The sequence below is a fragment of the Altererythrobacter sp. H2 genome (genome assembly GCF_035319885.1).
Classification (GTDB): domain Bacteria; phylum Pseudomonadota; class Alphaproteobacteria; order Sphingomonadales; family Sphingomonadaceae; genus 34-65-8.
Window position 1 is genome coordinate 2,833,973 of the sequence record NZ_CP141285.1, and the last position, 16,028, is coordinate 2,850,000.

Consider the following 16,028-nt stretch of genomic DNA (forward strand, 5'->3'; position numbering starts at 1 on the left):
CACCCTCCCCAGCTTAGGGCGCTCAGGCCGGAAAAATTCGCCCCCTGCGGTTGCGCCCATCACCAGCATTTGCTTGATTGGTGCATCGTCCGGCGAAATCCCGGACCAGCAAGGGGAAGCTACCAATGAAGATTTCACAAGCCGGCGTGGGCGGCCGCGTCGCTCTTATGGCAAGTGTTGCGATGGGCGCCGTCGCGCTGTCGCAGCCGGTCTATGCCCAGGACGCCGCTGAAGAAGAACAGCCTGCCGCCGAAGCACCTGCCTCGGATGACGCCATCGTCGTCACCGGTTCGCGCATCCGCTCGGTTACCCCGTTCAACAGCCCCGATCCGATTTCGGTGCTCGATCCGGAAGTCGCCAAGAAGGAAGGCCGCTTCGACCTCGCCAGCACGCTCCAGACCTCGCCGATCGCGGCAGGTTCCACCCAGATCACTTCGGCCATTTCGTCGAACTTCGTCACCAACGGCGGCCCCGGCGCGCAGACGGTCGACCTTCGCGGCCTTGGCGCCAACCGCACCCTGGTCCTGCTTAACGGCCGCCGTGCCGGCCCGGCCGGTACCCGCGGCGGGGTGTCTTCGTTCGACCTCAACGTGCTGCCGCTGTCGATCATCAACGACATCCAGATCCTCAAGACCGGTGCATCGTCGGTCTACGGTTCGGACGCAGTTGCCGGCGTGGTCAACATCTTCACCAAGAACAAGCTTGACGGGCTGACGCTGGACCTCAACACCTCCGTGCCGTTTGACAGCGGTGGCGAGCAGTACCGGATCAGCGGCGCCTGGGGCAAGACCTTCGACCGCGGCCACTTCATGATCGCGGGCGACTATTCCAAGACGCAGGAGCTTTCGCGCGGTGACCGTGGCTACCTGGCCTGCCCGGAAGCGAACATCTTCGACGAGAGCGGCAACCGTGCCGACCTGATCGATCCGCGCACCGGCCAGCCGCACTGCGAAGACCTGCGCTGGGGCCATATCTGGACCTACAACCTGATCGACAACCTGCGGCTTGATGGCCCCGGCGGCCCCGACACAGGCATCCAGACTTCGCCGGGTGGCCGTACAGTTCTGCTGCAGTACCAGTACCCCAGCGGTGCAGGCGGCGGCACGCTTGGCATTCCCGCCTATGGCGCACCCGCCTACGTTGGCGATTTCTACGCCCCGCAGGGATGGTTCCCGACCGGCTACGATTCCGCTTCGATGGCCGTGCAGAACGCCTATCACCCGTTCGTCGACGAACAGACGATCATCCCCGAAACCGATCTCTACACGATCTACGCCGAAGGCGCGTTCGAGATCGCCGATTCGGTCGAGCTGTTCGGCGAATTCCTGTTCAACCGCCGCGAAACCTACCAGAACGGCTGGCGCCAGTTCTGGAACTTCGGCTACACCGGCGACCTCTACAGCACCGGTGCGGGCAATGCCTACAACCTGTGGGGTGACGGTTTCGGCGGGATCAACTTCATCAGTCCGACCGGCATCACCAACCTTTCCGACAACAGCCAGAAGGTGGATTACTACCGCGGCGTCGGCGGCGTCCGGGGCGATTTCGGCGCCAACAACAACTGGCGCTATGAAGTCCACGGTCAGTACAGCCGCAGCATCGGCCGCTATCGCAGCCAGCAGATCCTGCAGGATGCCTATGACTCGGGCTACTTCCAGACCGCTTCGTGCGTCGGCACCACCCTGCCCGTATCCGGCAAGCAGTGCATCGACATTCCCTGGACCGATCCGTTCTTCCTGCGCGGCGAACTGACGCCTGAACAGGCCGCCTTCCTGACCGACTGGGAAGAGGGCAAGACCGTCTACACCCAGTTGAGCGGTGAAGCGACAGTGTCAGGCGAGCTGTTCCAGCTCCCGGCTGGCCCGATGGCTATCGCCCTTGGTGCCTCGATCCGTGAAGACAAGATCAACGACCGTCCGGGTGAGATCACCCTGGCCGCCAACGCCTGGGGTGCTTCGGCCAGCGGCGTGACCGCGGGCAAGAGCCTGACCACGGAAGCCTTCGCGGAAATCAACGTTCCCCTGCTGTCGGACAAGCCGTTCTTCGAAGAACTCAACTTCTCCGCCGCAGGCCGTGTGACCAACGTGAAGGCTACCCGCGAGCGGGACGGCGTGAGCGACGAGGACAATGGCAACTGGACCTACAAGCTGGGCCTGAACTGGAGCGTGACCGACTGGCTGCGCTTCCGGGGCAGCTTCGGAACCTCGTATCGCGCCCCGGCGCTGTTCGAGCAGTTCCTGGCTGACGAGACCAGCTTCACCCCGCAGAACCGCATTGATCCCTGCGTAAACTGGGGCGGAAACCTGGCGGCGGGCACTATCTCGCAGCGCCTGGCAGACAACTGTGCGGCCGACGGCATTCCGAACAACTACGGTGGTGGCGGCATCAGCGCGACGACCATCTCGTCGGGCGGTCTCGGAATTCTCGAGGCCGAAACGTCGGAGGCGCTCGTTATCGGGACCATCCTTACGCCGCGTTTCGCCTTCCTGCCCGATACCAATCTCAGCCTCGCGGTCGATTTCTTCGACATCAAGGTTGAGGGTGAAATCTCCCAGCTCGGGGCGGGGACCATCCTGTTTGGTTGCTACGACTCGGAGAACTTCGCCAACGAACCGCTGTGCGATCTGTTCAACCGCGGCCAGAACGCCACGGCCGTCTTCCAGATCGATACGGTGCGCGACTCGTTCATCAACGTGTCGAGTCAGCGGAACCAGGGTATCGACGTGGCATTCCGCGCCGAGCATGATTTCGGCTCGATCGGAAGGCTCTCGCTCACGGCGGACATGACCTGGCAGCTGAAGGACGATTCCCGCCTGCTGCCGACGTCGCCGCTGACTTCGGACAATGGCGAAGCCGGATCGCCTGAGTGGGTGGGCGATTTCCGCGCCACCTGGGCACATCCGTCGGGCTTCAGCCTGTTCTACGGTCTGAACGTGATTGGCGCCACGTCCGACCAGCAGGATTTCGAGGATCGCATCGGTGGCCCTTGCCTGCGTTCGTTCAACAACCAGGGCACTGCCAGCACGGCTGACGATCTGCCGATCTATGGCGTGTACTGCCCCGACCTGACCACACCGGCGACCTTCTACCACAACATCTCGATGACTCAGGACATCGCGGATGGTCGCTTCACGATCACGGCCGGGATCAACAACCTGTTCGACACCCGTCCGCCGCGGGTCTCGGTGCTGAACGGCAACCAGATCGGCATGCTCGGGCCGGTCGTGGCCGCCTCGCAGTACGGCTTTGTCGGACGGCGCGCCTTCATCAACGTGGGTGCGAAGTTCTGATCGAACCGACTGCCTGATCAGGTACAAGGGGGGCGGCATGGCAACATGCCGCCCCTTCTGTTAGCAGCAGTGGCCGAGACCAAGGTCGCCCGGAGACCCCGTTTTCAATGCCAGAGATTTTCGTCCGACCCGACACGCTTGACGAGCAGAATGCCCACTTCGCCCAGGCAGAGCTGCGCCAGCCGGTGTTCCTCAATTCCGTGCCCAAGAGCGGCAGCCACCTGCTGCGCAACATCCTGCGGATGTTCGTGCCGGTCAGCCAGCACTACGCGGCCGATTTCATCCAGTGGGGCAACCTCCAGCAGCACCGGCAGGCGTTCGACCCCGCCACTCCGCGCCTGAGTTGGGGCCACCTGTTCTTTGCTGACGCATCCGTGGTCGAAACCGCGCGGGCGCGGCGGATCGTGCTCTACCGCGATCCCTATGACTGGGTCCTGGCGCGGGCGCGGTTCCTGTTGTCGGAGCAGTTCTTCGGCAATGTCGACCACCTGCGCAGCGGCGATATCGACATCGACGAACTCCTCACCATGATGATCTTCGGCCTGCCGGCGAAACTGCCCTCCCTCAACGCGATCTATGAACTCAATGCCGCTGCCTGGCTCGGCGCGCGCTGCCACACCGTCCGGTTCGAGGACCTGATCGCAGCCGTGAAGGCGCTTGATACGCCCGCAGCGGAAGCGTTCTTCAGCGGCCTGCTCGATGCCTGCGGGATCGACGTGCCAGGCGATTGGCAGGAGCGGGTCAGGGTGGGTTCGGACCGCGCGCAGAGCGCCACCGCGCGCGAGAACCTGACCGGGATCGCGGTCGACCTGCCGGCAGAACTCGGCCCACGCCACCGGGCGCTGGTCGATTACCAGGCCCCCGGCCTGCGCGCCGTTCTCGGTTACAGCCAGGCCTGATCCGACCCATGACAAACACCGTCTCGACCACGATCTTCCCCCGCCTCTCCGAAGCCATCCGGCTGCGCGAAAAGGGCGACAACCAGCGGGCCACGCAGCTGCTGCTGGCCCACCTGCGCGAACGACCGGACGAGCCGCGCGGGCTGGCCCAGCTCGGTTTCATTGCCGTGCAATCGGGCGCACTGGGGCAGGCGGAGCATTTCCTTCGCCGGGCGCTGGCGCGGGGCGAGAACAGCCTGGAACTGCGCCGCACCCTCGCCTCGGTCTACAGCCAGCAGGAGCGGCTCCATGTCGCCGAGGCGTTCACCTCGCGCCTGATCAGTGACGAGGGCGACCGGCAGCTGCGCGGGCTGCGGGCCAACCTGCTGGACCGGATGGGCCGGCACGAAGAGGCCCTCGCGATCCAGCACGACCTGGTCGGGGAAAACCCGCAGTCGATCGGCGCGTGGATTGCCTATGGCCACAGCCTGCGCGCGGCGGGCAGGGTCGAGGATGCCATGGCCGCCTACCGCACGGCCATCGCGATCGACGACGGGTTCGGCGAAGCCTGGTGGGGCCTGGCCAGCATCAAGCGCAAGGTCCTGACCGATGGCGATATCGCCGCCATGGAGCAGGCACTGGCGATTGCGGTGGACGAACGGAACATCGCCCCGCTCCATTTCGCGCTTGGCCGGGCCTTTCATGACCGGGGCCAGTTCGACAAGGCGTTTCACCACTACGAGGCGGGCAACCGCATCCGCGCCGAAAGCATCGGCTACGATGCGACCGAGCTTACCGGCGAGGTGGCGGAGATCGAACAGCTGGCTGACCGCGCCTTCATGGAGCGGATGAGCCCTGTACCGAACGGAACTGACCAGCCGGTGTTCATCATCTGCCTGCCGCGCTCCGGATCCACCCTGCTTGAGCAGATGCTGGGCAGCCACCCTGCCATTGAGCCGGTGGGCGAACTGCCCTACATCCCGGCCATCCTGCGCTCGTTCATGGAAATCTCGACCCGGCGCGGGCCGGTGTCGGTGCCGCAGGCCATCGCCTCGCTGTCCGACGAGCAGGCCGCCATGCTGGGGCAGGATTACCTCGCCCGGGCCAGGCTCCACCGCAAGACCGACCGGCCCTTCTTCATCGACAAGCTGCCCCAGAACTGGAGCAACGTGCTGTTCATCCGGCGGATCCTGCCGCAGGCGCGCTTCATCGATATCCGCCGCCCGGCAATGGACTGCTGCTTCTCCAACTTCTCCCTCTCGTTCACCACCGCCCACGCCGCCTCCTTCGCGCTGCGGGACGTGGGGCAGACCTATGTCGACTACGTCCGCCTGATGGCGCACTTCGACCAGGTCGCTCCGGGAATGATCCACCACGTCAGCTACCGCGCGCTGGTGGACGATCAGGAGGCGACTCTGCGCCCCGCGCTCGAATATCTCGGCCTCGAATGGGACGAGGCAATCCGCGACTTCCACACACTGGACCGGGTGGTCCGCACGCCCAGCAGCGAGCAGGTCCGCCGCCCGATCAACCGCGACGGGATGGAAATCTGGCGCCCCTATGCCCAGTGGCTTGATCCGCTGAGGGAAGTTCTCGGCGAGCTGGCAGACAGCTGACCGGCGTTGCGCCGACGAACTGCTGCAAAATTGTTGCGGGCTTGCAACAGGTCTGCTGCAGCATCCTCACAAACATCATATTCGTTTGCAGCCCCGGGTTAGCTGTCGCATCCCTGCCCCAGCTTTGGCGGGCCTGATGCCCGTCTGTGCTCATTTCGAATCGAACGGCCGGCTCCAGCCGGCTGATCCGTAAGGGGACTGGACTCAGATGAAGATCAACACCGCTTCGCGCGGCAAGGCGCGTTTTTACGTCGGGGCAGGCATTGCCGCCCTCGGTCTCGCGGCGCTCGCCGCACCTGCTCAGGCGCAGGATGCTGACGCTGAGGAAGAAGAAGCGACCGCAGCCCCCAGCGACAGCTCGCCGATCATCGTCAGCGGCACGCGTATTCGTACGCCGAACCTGACTTCGCCGGAACCCATCACCACGCTGAACAATGAAGTGCTGCGCGAGCGGAACTTCACCAACATCGCCGATGCGCTCAACGAACTTCCCGGTGTCCGCGGCAGCGTCACGCCGGCTGGCGGCCAGGGCTTCGGCCAGGGCGTCAACTTCATCAACAATTACGGCCTCGGCTCCAACCGCACGCTGACCCTGGTCAACGGTCGCCGCTTCGTCAGCTCGAACGTGGCCACGATCTTCACCAATGCCGGCTCCGGAACGCAGGTCGACCTGAACGTCATTCCCAGCATCCTGGTTGATCGGATTGACTCCATCAGCGTCGGCGGCGCCCCGCTCTATGGCTCCGATGCCATCTCGGGCACGCTGAACGTCGTGCTGCGGTCCGAATTCGACGGGGTCGAAGTTGCCGGCACCAGCGGGATTTCCGAAGAAGGCGATAACGCCAATTACAACCTGTCGGCAATCGCCGGCCGGTCGTTCCTGGACGGCCGCCTCAACATCACCGTGGCCGCCTCGCATGACGACATCAAGGGCATGGTCTACAATGATCGCGAATTCCTCCGCCGCCGGATTGGCGGTGCGACCAACCCCTCGCCGGCACAGGCAGCAGCCCTGCGGCCCGGCTCCACGTTCGGCAACAACGACGGCCGCCTCAACACCGGGATCGGCTTCAACAGCGGCCCGGCCGACGGTACGCCCGGCGTGGTCCAGATCCGCAACGTCAATATCCCTTACCTGACACCGGGCGGCCTGATCACGGCGACCAACCTCGCCACGGCCGATCCGCGCAACCCGGCGGTTCCGTTCGGCGTGCCCACCACGCGTGGCCTCCAGTTCGACACGCAAGGTAACCTGGTCCCCTTCAACCAGGGCATCGTGTTCCCGGGCACGTCCGGTTCAGGCGGCGATGGCTTCACCTTCGCTGACTACACCCAGATCACCTCCGATCTGAAGCGGACCACGATCAACGGGTTCCTGACATTCGAAATCGCCCCCAGCATCGAGCTTTTCGCTGAAGGCACCTATTTCGAATCGCGGGCTGACGAACTGGTCCAGCAGCCGACGTTCAACAGCTCCCTGTTTGGCGGCCTGAGCGGCCCGTTGACCTTCTCGGTCAACAACCCGTTCCTGACCGACCAGGCCCGCAACGAACTGGTGTCGCGCGGCGTCTCGCTGTTCCAGGTCTCCCGCGCATCGGATGACTTTGCCGACCTGACCGGGTTCAACAAGACCCAAATCTACTACGGCACCGGCGGTGTCCGCGGCGATTTCGAACTGCTGGGCAATGCCTGGAACTTCGAAGCCTTCGCCAGCCACGGCAAGACCCGCAGCCGCGACTTCGGCCAGGATCTGAACGCACAGAACTTCGTCAACGCCACCAACGTGACGACCAACGCTGCGGGCCAGATCGTCTGCACCACCGACCAGACCCGCCCCGGCGGGTTCGCGGCACCGGGGCGCAACCCGATTGCAGACGCAAACTGCGTTCCGCTGAACCTGTTCGGCAACGGGCGCGCGTCCCGGGCGGCCCTCGATTACATTATCGAGGACTTCGTCACTGTCAGCGAACAGCAGCAGACGGTTTTCAACGCCAACGTCGGTGGCGCGCTGTTTGATCTGTGGGGCGCCGGTCCGGTTGCCATCAACGTCGGCTACGAACACCGCGACGAGAAGGCCAGCTTCACGCCCAGCGACTTCCAGCAGCAGGGCCGCGGGCGTTCGGTCGCCATCACCCCGCTGAGCGGCAAGTACAATCTGGACGAAGTGTTCGGCGAAATGAGCATTCCGCTCGTTTCACCCGACAACAACATCCCGTTCATCTACAGCGCACAGCTGTTCGGACGCGGGCGTTACACGCACAACTCGATCAACGGGGGCCAGTTCTCGTACACGGCAGGCGGCACCTTTGCGCCAATCGCCGATGTGCAGTTCCGCGGCAACTACACCCGCTCGTTCCGCGCGCCGGGCATTACCGAGCTGTTCCTGCCCCAGGTCAACACCTTCGCATTCGTCCCTGACCTGTGTCAGGACGCTGCGATCGGGCTGGGTGCGGCACCGGATCTTCGCCGTCGCAACTGTACCGCATTCCGCAATGCCTTCGCCGGCACTGACTTCGCCTCCCCCGATCCGGCTTCGACCGCTTCGGTTCCGGCTCGGTCGGGCGGCAACCCCAATCTCGAGAACGAAGAAGCCGAAAGCTACACCTTTGGTGTAATCTTCCAGCCCAGCTTCATCCCGCGTCTGGCCATCAGTGCAGACTACGTGAACATCACGCTCACGGGGCCGATCTCCAACCTGACGGTTGCCCAGATTGCCAGCGGCTGCTTCGACAACGAGGTGTTCGACACGTCGGACGTACTCAACGCCAACTCGTTCTGCTCGCGCATCAACCGCGATCCGAACACTGGGCGCGTCGTTGGTGACCCGCAGAACCCTGCGGTCGTCAGCGGGTTCGTGAACGGGCAGGAGATCAAGTTCAGCGGCATCCAGGGCACCCTGGGTTACAGTGTGCCGATGAGCGGCATCGGGCTGGACGGTACGCTCTCGCTCGGTGGCGACATGCTCTACGTCCGTCGCAGGCTGGTCAACATCACCGGCGTCGCACCGGCCCGCAGCGATGGCGTCATCGGTGACCCCGAGTTCTCGGGCCAGCTGCGGATGCGTTATGTCGAAGCGAACTTCGGTGTAAACGTGAACGTGAACTACACCGGCGAGCAGCTGTTCAGCCGTCAGAACCGCGAGATCGGTCAGCCTTCGCAGGGCCTCGACGCCCGTGAAATCGACGAACTCGACGATTACGTGACCGTCAGCGGCTCGATCTTCTTCGACGCAACCGACGACTTCCGTCTGACGCTGGCTGTGAACAACCTGTTCAATCGCCAGGGCCAGATGTACCAGGGTGAACTGCTGCCTGCGAGCTACAACGACCTGATCGGCCGTCGCTTCAGCGTCAGTGCCCGGATGCGTTTCTAAGCCAGCGGCATAAGCCAGAAAATTGGGGCGTCTCCTTGCGGAGGCGCCCCTTTTTTTTGGCTTCGGCCCTTTTTTCGCTTCGGCCCGGCGATGTCGCATATCGGACGACGCGCCGGCGTTGAAAGTCAGGGCTGCGCCACCGCGATCCCCAGCGCCCCGTCGCCTTCGTCGATCCGCACCGCGCTGCCATCGGGCACCTCGCCCGCCAGCAGCTTCTCCGCCAGCGGATCCTGCAGATAGCGTTGCACCGCCCGCTTGAGCGGCCGCGCACCGTAGACCGGGTCATACCCCACCCGCCCAAGCCAGCGCAGCGCCGCCTCGGTCAGATCGAGGGTGATCTTGCGGTCCTTGAGCAGTTTCTGCACCCGCCCGACCTGGATTTCGACGATCGGCGCCATGTGCTCCATGCCCAGCCGGTGGAACAGGATGATCTCGTCCAGCCGGTTGAGGAACTCGGGCCGGAAATGCCCGCGCACCACGTCCATCACCTGCGGCTCGACTTCCGCCACCTCCTGGCCGTCCTCGAGGCTGGCGAGGAACTGGCTGCCGAGGTTGCTGGTCAGGATGATCAGGGTGTTGGAGAAGTCCACCACCCGGCCCTGCCCGTCGGTCAGGCGCCCGTCGTCGAGCACCTGCAGCAGCACGTTGAACACATCGGAGTGCGCCTTCTCGACCTCGTCGAACAGCACGACCTGATAGGGCCGTCGCCGCACAGCCTCGGTCAGGACGCCGCCTTCCTCGTAACCGACATAGCCCGGAGGGGCGCCGATCAGCCGCGCGACCGAGTGCTTTTCCATGAACTCGCTCATGTCGATCCGCACCATTGCGGTGTCATCGTCGAACAGGAACCCGGCCAGCGCCTTGGTCAGCTCGGTCTTGCCCACGCCCGTGGGGCCGAGGAACAGGAAGCTGCCGAGCGGACGGCCCGGGTCCTGCAAGCCCGCCCGCGCCCGGCGCACGGCCTTGCTGACGGCGGTAATCGCCTGTGACTGGCCGATCACCCGCTTGCCGAGGATGTCCTCCATTGCCAGCAGCTTGTCGCGCTCGCCCGCCAGCATCCGGTCGATCGGAATGCCCGTCCAGCGGCTGACCACGCCGGCGATATCGTCTTCGGTCACCTCTTCCTTGAGCAGGGCGTTTTCGGTGTGGCCCTGCGCCTCGGCCAGCTGCTTTTCCAGTTCGGGGATGCGGCCGTAGGACAGCTCCCCCGCCTTGGCGAGGTCGCCCTCGCGCTGGGCCTGGTCGAGTTCGATCCGGGCGGCATCGAGCTGCTCCTTCAGCCGGCTTTCGGCGTGGATCTTGTCGCGCTCGTTCTGCCAGCGAGTGGTCAGTTCGCTCGACTGCTGTTCCAGTTCGGACAGGTCCTTGCGGAGTACGTCCAGCCGGTCCTTGCTGGCCTGGTCAGTCTCCTTCTGGAGCGCCTGCTCCTCGATCTTGAGCTGGATGATGCGCCGGTCGAGGTTCTCGATCTCTTCCGGCTTGCTTTCCACTTCCATGCGGATGCGGCTGGCGGCCTCGTCCATCAGGTCGATCGCCTTGTCGGGCAGGAAACGGTTCTGGATGTAGCGATTGCTGAGCTGCGCGGCGGCAACGATCGCGCCGTCGGTGATCCGCACCCCGTGGTGCAGTTCGTACTTGTCCTTGATCCCGCGCAGGATGCTGATCGTGTCCTCGACCGTCGGCTCGTCGATGTAAACCGGCTGGAAGCGCCGCTGCAGCGCCGGGTCCTTTTCGACGTACTTCTGGTATTCGTCGAGCGTGGTCGCGCCAATGCAGTGGAGCTCGCCCCGGCTGAGCGCAGGCTTGAGCAGGTTGGAGGCATCCATGCTGCCTTCGCTCGCGCCCGCCCCGATCAGGGTGTGCATCTCGTCGATGAACAGGATGATCTGGCCTTCCGCGCCCTTGACCTCGTCCAGCACGGCCTTGAGCCGCTCCTCGAACTCGCCGCGATACTTCGCGCCCGCGATCAGCGAACCCATGTCGAGGCTCATAAGGGTGCGGCCCTTCAGGCTGTCGGGCACGTCGCCATTGGCGATGCGCAGCGCCAGCCCTTCGGCAATCGCGGTCTTGCCCGTGCCGGGCTCGCCAATCAGGGCGGGGTTGTTCTTGGTCCGGCGGGCGAGGATCTGCACCGTGCGGCGGATTTCCTCGTCGCGCCCGATCACCGGATCGAGCTTGCCGTCACGCGCGGCTTGGGTAAGGTCGCGGGCGTACTTCTTCATCGCATCATAGGCGTTTTCCGCGCCCGCGCTGTCAGCGGTGCGGCCCTTGCGCAGCTCTTCGATGGCAGAATTGAGCGCCTGCGGGCTGACCCCGCCTGCGGCCAGCGCCTGACCGGCTTCGGTCGTCGTCGCGAGCGACAGGGCGACCAGCAGCCGCTCGACCGTGACATAACTGTCCCCCGCCTTCTGCGCGACCTGCTCCGCCTGGTCGAGCACGCGCACGGCATCGTTGTCGAGACCGGGGGTGGCTTGTGCGCCGCTGCCCGATACGGCCGGAACCTTGGCCAGCGCCGCGTCGGTTTCCGCCACGGCCCGCGCGGGGTCACCCCCGGCACGCTGGATCAACCCGGCAGCCATGCCCTGGTCATCCTCGAGCAGAGCCTTGAGCAAGTGCGCAGGCGTGATGCGCTGGTGGTTCATGCGGATGGCCACAGTCTGCGCGCTCTGCAGGAAGCCCTTGGCGCGGTCGGTGAACTTTTCGAGATTCATGGCAGGTCCCTCACGTGTTACTCCTGATATATAGTGTTGCTATTTTGCAACACAAGATGCCCTGCGGCGATTTATCAGGTGTATTACCCGAATATAGGACCAGCGGGTCGGCTGACCAGTGGCGGCCGGGAAAATTGCGCCGCAAGGCCCGCTCTTCCCGTTCACCTGTTCCGGCGCTAGAACGCCCGGCAAGGAGAGCATGGCGGATGAGGAAATGGGTCGCACGCGGCGGTTTTGCGCTGCTGGGATTGGTGTTGCTGGCAGCGATCGGCCTCGCGACATGGGAACCGTTCTTCGCCGAGCCGGGCCGGGCCCCCGCAACTGAACAGACCTATTCCGCCGAGATCGTCCGCAGCGAATTCGGCGTGCCGCATATCTACGGCAAGACCGATGCGGACGTGGCTTACGGCGTGGCGATTGCCCAGTCGGAGGACGATTTCTTCACCCTGCAGGATGTGCTCGCCATGGCCCGAGGCCGCTATGGCGCCATCGCGGGTGAAGACGGTGCGGCGGTCGACTTCGTCTATCACCTGCTCGATGCCCGCGGCACGGCACAGCGCCACTATGGCAACCTTCCCGCCGATACCCGTGCCCTGTTCGAGGCCTATGCTACCGGGCTGAATCAGTATGCCAGCGAGCATCCCGGCGAGATCAAGCTGGCGCGGCTGTTTCCGGTTACCGGCGAGGACGTCGCGGCCGGGTTTGCCCTGCGCCAGCCGTTCTTCTTTGGCCTCAACGGGGTGATCGAGCCGCTGGTCAAGGGTGAACCGCTGCGGCCCGAGTTCGGCCCCCCGATTCCCTCGTCCGCACCCGCCGCCGCGCCTTCCGCCGACGTAGATGGGGAAGCGGTGCCTCGGACCACGGCCAGCCGCGCCCTGCCCCTCCATATGGGTGAAGACGGCGCCATGGCCGGGTCCAACGCTTTTGCCATCGCCCCGGAGAAATCCGGCGACGGGGTAACGCGGCTCGTCTCCAACAGCCACCAGCCCCTGCGCGGCGGGGTGGCGTGGTACGAACTGGTGGTGGAAAGCGGCGAAGGCTGGCATTTCGCCGGGGCCAACTTCCCCGGCAGCCCTTTTCCCTTCCTCGGCCACAACCGCGATCTGGGCTGGACCAACACGGTCAATCGGCCCGACCTGGTCGACGTCTACCAGCTGACGCTCGACGAGAGCGGGACGCGCTACCGGCTCGACGGTGAATGGCGCGATCTGGAAACGCGCACCGTGACGCTGCCGGTCAAGGTGGGGCCGCTGGTCCTGCCGATCCGCCGCACGGTCCACCGCAGTGTCCACGGGCCGGTCATCATCAATGATCGCGGCGCGTTCGCCATTCGGTACGGGGGCATGGATTCGGTCGCCCAGCTTGATGCCTATTACCGGCTCAACAAGGCCAGGGACCTGGCTGAGTGGCGCACGATCCTCGCCCGGATGGCCATCCCCAGCACCAACTTCATCTATGCCGACAAGGCCGGCAACATCGCCATGTTCTACAACGCCGCCATCCCTGACCGGCAGCAGGGGCCGGACTGGCGCAGCGTGCTGCCGGGCGACCGGACCGACCTGATCTGGCAAGACATGGTCGATTTCGACCGGATTCCGCAGCTGGTAAATCCGGCCAGTGGCTGGATCTTCAACGCCAACAACGCGCCCTTCTCCGCCGCCGGGCCCGGCAGTGATCTCTCGCCAGGCGATTTCGCGCCGGAACTGGGGATCGAGACCAAGACCACCAACCGCGCCCGCCGTGCGGCCAAGCTGATGGCAGAAACACCGGTGATCGACCGCGCCAACCTGGAGCGGATCAAGTACGATACCGGCTATGAACGCACCGGCTATGTCGCGCAGATGCTCGACGAAGTGGCTGCGCTCGACCTCAAGGCAGAGCCTGACCTGGCCCGGGCGCAGGCCCTGCTGGCGACCTGGGATATGACTGCCGACAGCAAGGGGGCCGCCGATGCCCTGGCGCTGCTGATGATCAAGGACTTCATGTCCGCCGAATACCAGAACAAGACCTGGCCCGACGCGCGCGAGAAGCTGGCGGCGGCGGCCGAGCATCTGACCACCCATTTCGGGCGGCTCGATCCGCCCATGTCGGACCTCTTGCGCCTGCGGCAGGGGACGGTCGACCTGCCGCTCGACGGGGGATCGGACACGCTGCGCGCCTCTACCACCTGGGACGTGCACGATGACGGGCGCCTGGCCCTGCGCCACGGTGACAGCTTCCTGATGTTCGTCGAATGGGCTCCGGGCGCGCGGGTGCGCTCGCAATCGATCCAGCCTTACGGCGCCGCCATCACCCGGCCCGGCAGCCCGCACTTTGCCGACCAGACGCCGCTGTTCGTGCGGCACGAACTCAAACCGGTGCATTTCTGGCGCGCTGATGCGCTGGCAAATGCCATTCGTCGAAAAACCGTCACCAACCGCTAATTGCCGCTTACCGTCACGCGCGTGAACAACTTCGGGGACCTATCCAGATGCGTTTGAAATTTGCTTCCACCAGCCTGATCGCCATCGCCCTTTCGGCCAGCACACTGGTCGCGTTTCCGGCCCATGCCAGCACCGAGCAGTCGGCCGCCATGGCCGAGCCGGCCACAGTGGCGGAGCTGATCGAGAAGGTGACGATCCCTTATGAGCAGTTCCAGCTCGACAATGGCCTGACCGTGCTGGTCCACACCGACCGCAAGGCGCCGGTGGTGGCAATCTCCATGTGGTACAATATCGGCTCCAAGCACGAGCCGAAGGGCAAGACTGGTTTTGCCCACCTGTTCGAGCACCTGATGTTCAACGGCAGCGAGAATGCCCCGGGCGATTTCTTCGAACCGCTCCAGCAGATCGGCGCGACCGATTACAACGGCACCACCTGGTTTGACCGGACCAACTACTTCCAGACGGTGCCGACCGGCGCGCTCGATGCCGGGCTGATGCTGGAAAGCGACCGTATGGGCTACCTGCTGGGCGCAGTGACCCAGGAAAAGCTCGATAACCAGATCGGCGTCGTCCAGAACGAGAAGCGCCAGGGCGACAACCAGCCCTATGGGCTGGTGGAATACGAGCAGCTGGAAAACCTCTATCCTTCCGGCCACCCCTACCACCACTCCACCATCGGCTCGATGGCCGACCTCTCCTCCGCCACGCTGGACGACGTGAAGCAGTGGTTCCGGGACAACTACGGGCCGAACAACGCCGTGCTGGTGCTGGCTGGTGACATCGACGCAGCGACCGCGCGCGAGAAGGTGACCAAGTGGTTCGGCGCGATCCCGCGCGGTCCGGCCACCGCCAGGGTTGTGGCCCCGGTGCCCGACCTGGCAGAGCCCAAGACCAAGACGATCTACGACCGCGTGGCCACTCCGCGCATCTATCGCATGTGGGCCGTGCCCGGGCTCGATAATCCGGAATACCTGCCGCTCTCCATGGGCGCGACGGTGCTTGGCGGCCTCGCCAGTTCGCGGCTCGATAATGCGCTGGTGCGCGACCAGCAGCTGGCGGTGCGCGTTTCCGCCAATGCGGAAATTTTCGCCCAGGCGGGCCAGTTCGTGATCTCGGCCGACCTTGCGCCCGGGGTGGAGCAGGAAGCCCTGGCAGCGGCGCTTGATGCCGAGATTGCCAAATTCATCGCCGAAGGGCCGACTGCGGACGAAATCCAGCGCGCCGCCACCGTGTTTGCCTCCTCGCAAATCCGCGGGCTCGAACGGGTGGGCGGGTTCAACGGCAAGGCACCGACCCTGGCCGAAGGCTTACTCTACCAGGGCAACCCGGCAGCTTACCGCAAGACGCTCGAGCAGGCTGCGGCGCTCGACGCCGCCGATGTGCGCGATGTAACCGCCAAGTGGCTTTCCCGCCCGGTCTTCGCCCTCACGGTTGAGCCGGGTGAGCGCACGGAAGGTGGCGAAAACCGGGGCGGCTTCCGCACCGGCGGCGGCGTGGGCGAGGCAAGCTCGGGCCCGGCCTTCTTTGCCGACCCCATGCTTCTTCAGGGCAGTGCTGGCGCCGTGACAGCCGCCGAAGCCGACCGCTCGCGTATTCCCGCCGTCGGGGAGTTGCAGCAGCTCGATTTCCCCACCATCGAGCGCGCAACGCTGTCCAACGGCATGAAAGTGTTCTTTGCCCGCCGGGACGCTGTGCCGATCGTTTCGGTGCGGCTCAATGTCGATGCAGGATATGCGG

The 16,028-nt window shown here is 64.9% G+C and carries 7 protein-coding genes (1 of these 7 cut by a window edge); 6 read left to right on the forward strand and 1 reads right to left on the reverse strand.

Features of this window, described 5'->3' with window-relative positions; translation table 11 throughout:
• Positions 1-125: 125 nt before the first annotated feature.
• The 4 genes from U4960_RS14075 (at position 126) to U4960_RS14090 (ending at position 9,157) form a co-directional block, all read left to right on the forward strand.
• Positions 126-3,290, forward strand: a complete 3,165-nt coding sequence (locus tag U4960_RS14075; RefSeq protein WP_324261258.1) for a TonB-dependent receptor domain-containing protein — start codon at positions 126-128, stop codon at positions 3,288-3,290.
• Positions 3,291-3,397: 107 nt separating this feature from the next.
• Positions 3,398-4,189 (forward strand): hypothetical protein, encoded by a 792-nt coding sequence (locus U4960_RS14080; RefSeq protein WP_324261259.1) that lies wholly within the window; start codon positions 3,398-3,400, stop codon positions 4,187-4,189.
• 8 nt (positions 4,190-4,197) lie between these two features.
• Positions 4,198-5,784 (forward strand): tetratricopeptide repeat-containing sulfotransferase family protein, encoded by a 1,587-nt coding sequence (locus U4960_RS14085; RefSeq protein ID WP_324261260.1) that lies wholly within the window; start codon positions 4,198-4,200, stop codon positions 5,782-5,784.
• A gap of 208 nt (positions 5,785-5,992) precedes the next feature.
• Positions 5,993-9,157: a TonB-dependent receptor domain-containing protein gene (locus U4960_RS14090; RefSeq protein ID WP_324261261.1), complete on the forward strand. Its 3,165-nt coding sequence runs from the start codon at positions 5,993-5,995 to the stop codon at positions 9,155-9,157.
• A gap of 125 nt (positions 9,158-9,282) precedes the next feature.
• On the opposite strand, the gene clpB is transcribed toward U4960_RS14090, so the two are convergent.
• Positions 9,283-11,868 carry an ATP-dependent chaperone ClpB gene (gene clpB / locus U4960_RS14095; protein WP_324261262.1) on the reverse strand — a complete coding sequence of 862 codons (2,586 nt, stop codon included), beginning with the start codon at positions 11,866-11,868 and terminating at the stop codon, positions 9,283-9,285.
• 206 nt (positions 11,869-12,074) lie between these two features.
• On the opposite strand from clpB, the gene U4960_RS14100 reads away from it, so the two are divergent.
• Both U4960_RS14100 and U4960_RS14105 read left to right on the forward strand, forming a co-directional pair.
• Complete coding sequence (locus U4960_RS14100; protein ID WP_324261263.1) at positions 12,075-14,291, forward strand: acylase; 2,217 nt, start codon at positions 12,075-12,077, stop codon at positions 14,289-14,291.
• Between the two features lie 47 nt (positions 14,292-14,338).
• On the forward strand, positions 14,339-16,028 hold the 5' portion of the coding sequence (locus U4960_RS14105) for a M16 family metallopeptidase (RefSeq protein ID WP_324261264.1). It continues 1,211 nt past the right edge of the window; the window shows 1,690 of its 2,901 coding nt (coding positions 1-1,690); the start codon lies at positions 14,339-14,341; its stop codon lies off the right edge, out of view.